The 397-nt window shown below is 57.9% G+C and carries 1 pseudogene; it reads left to right on the top strand.

Annotated features, from left to right (window positions below):
* Nucleotides 1–397, top strand: a pseudogene (locus tag EOA28_RS38410) (NnrS family protein); the annotation flags it as partial.

Raw genomic sequence — 397 nt, 5'->3', positions numbered from 1 at the left:
TCTTTCTACTCGGCTCGCTGCAGGCCGGCCTCGCCATTCTTATGTGGTTGCCTCTCTACTACGGCAAGCTTGCAACGCTTAAGCCTGTTTGTGCCTGTGGATTGGCATATCCACGAACTGCTCTTTGGCTATCTGACGGCAGTCATTACCGGGTTCCTGCTTACCGCAATCCCGAACTGGACGGGACGACTGCCGGTTCAGGATTTCCGCTTGGCCCTGCTGGTATCGATCTGGATCGCGGGCCGGGTCGCCGTGTTCTTCTCGCAGGAAACCGGCTGGCTCCTGAGCGCAGTAATAGATTGCTCATTTCTTGTTGCCGTAGTGGTTGCAGCAGCGGCGGAAATCATCGCCGGTCGAAACTGGCGGAACCTCAAGGTGCTGTTGCCGGTCGCGACCC

This window comes from Mesorhizobium sp. M2A.F.Ca.ET.067.02.1.1, assembly GCF_004023285.1.
Classification (GTDB): Bacteria; Pseudomonadota; Alphaproteobacteria; order Rhizobiales; family Rhizobiaceae; genus Mesorhizobium.
The sequence above is the reverse complement of the archived record's forward strand: the minus strand, read 5'-3'. Positions and strand labels throughout refer to the sequence as shown.